The sequence below is a fragment of the Treponema sp. genome, assembly GCF_051883275.1.
GTDB lineage: Bacteria > Spirochaetota > Spirochaetia > Treponematales > Treponemataceae > Treponema_D.
The window spans coordinates 1-1,670 of the sequence record NZ_JBJETK010000014.1; the positions used below are offsets into that span (position 1 = coordinate 1).

Annotated in this window: 3 protein-coding genes; all 3 read right to left on the reverse strand. The window is 39.4% G+C overall.

The window, feature by feature from the left end:
* Positions 1-178: 178 nt before the first annotated feature.
* Complete coding sequence (locus ACI4L0_RS01960) at positions 179-748, reverse strand: zeta toxin family protein (protein ID WP_439798484.1); 570 nt, start codon at positions 746-748, stop codon at positions 179-181.
* Complete coding sequence (locus tag ACI4L0_RS01965) at positions 732-929, reverse strand: hypothetical protein (protein WP_439798485.1); 198 nt, start codon at positions 927-929, stop codon at positions 732-734. The genes ACI4L0_RS01960 and ACI4L0_RS01965 overlap by 17 nt, the downstream gene beginning before the upstream one ends.
* 108 nt (positions 930-1,037) lie before the next feature.
* On the reverse strand, positions 1,038-1,610 hold the full coding sequence (locus tag ACI4L0_RS01970; protein ID WP_439798486.1) for a hypothetical protein: 573 nt from the start codon (positions 1,608-1,610) through the stop codon (positions 1,038-1,040).
* Between the last annotated feature and the right edge of the window lie 60 nt (positions 1,611-1,670).

The window sequence follows — 1,670 nt, forward strand, 5'->3', positions numbered from 1 at the left end:
TTTTTTTTCAAGGATTGTTACATTCATTTTTTACCTCGCTTTAATTATTATACCACAATTTTTAGGATTTGGCATTAGTTGATGTGAACAGCCCCACCCGCAATTTTTTCCTTACTTCCCTTACTTCTCCGCCTTCCTCACAGGACAATGTCACTGTTTGCATTGGCATAAAATTGATTTAAGGCTGAAATTTTATTCCTGTTAATTCTTCTATCTTATCTTTTGACCATAAATCATTTGCCCAATAAAAATATTCGTCTTTTCGCTTTTTAAATATTCTTGCCGCCTGTTCCATTGAATTGTCATAGATATGAACGACATCACAAACCGAAATTAATTCAGGAAGCAATTTCAGCGCCTTCCAATATCTTGAAAATACTTTTTCGGCAGGAACATCGTGTCCGCCATTTGCAAAGCGCTGTTTTACACGAAATATATTGATGTTTGGATTTACAGTTAAAACGTAAATGCACCGAATGAAATAACCTTGTTCCTTAGCTTTGATTAACAAATCGAGATTGCGCCGGGTTGACAAAACAGTTTCAAAAGTAAAACTTGCATTGCTTTGAATACAATCTTCCCTCATTTGAACAGCCTTTTGTGCAGCCTCTAAATCCGAACAGTGAAGGCAACGCTTTATGTCATCGGCATTTATATATGGTTCAATGATTTTTGCAAGTTTAGTTACAGTTGATTTTCCAGAACCATTCGGACCGGCAAAAACAACAATTTCAGGCTTTTTTTGCATATTCGATATGACCGTCTGGGTATTCTAAATAAACGGTTTTTTTATTGGCATCGTATCGGGTAATCGGAGTTCCGTTTATTCTGCTGATTTCAGTTTCAATTTGAATTGCTTTATTAAAGCGCGCCGTCAATTCTTCATCACTTATTCCGCAAGTTGAATCGAGTTCATTTTCTTCATTCATAATGTCCTCCAAAAATAACAGAACTGATGCTATTTGAAACAGCCTGCACAGAACTTCTTTATTCTAACATCTGCAAATGAAAAAATCTATATTTTGATGAAAGCATAATTATTTTACCTTCCTCACAGGGCGGATGTATTTCCAGAAGCGTTTTGTGTCGTGGTAAAAATAGAAAATGCGTCCCGGCGTTGTGTCCAGCTCGTATCCGGTTTTTGACCAGTCAAAGTTTTTCATCGCGGCTTCGATTTTTGCTTCGACCGCCTGATTTTCCGTTTCAAAGTCGAAAGGGCCGTGTTCAAAGACGATGTATTCGCCCTCGGCAATGTCGGACAAAATCATCTGTTCGGGAACTGTGCCGCTCCAGTCTGCCGGAAGTCGCACTCCGTAACATTCTGCAAGCGGGATTCCCCAGCTGCAAAGGCGACCTTCCGGGGCGTTCAAAAATGCCATAAGCTGACCGCTTCCGCTGTCGTTTTCCGTTCCGCCCTGGTCGTCGAGTTTTCCTTTTATGCTGTCCAGAATTCCGCAGATTGTCTGGCAGTCCTGTCCCGGTATTTTTGACTGTTTTTCCCAGAAGTCAAAGTAGCCGATGCTTTCGTAATTCCGTATGTGAAGGAATTTGTGCTCAGGAATCGTTACAAAATAAGTTTTTACTTCGTCTGAAGTCTGTGTGTTTTTCATTGTGCTTTCTCCTCGTATATTAATGTTATTGAATTATCTTATTCGATTTGGGATAGTATA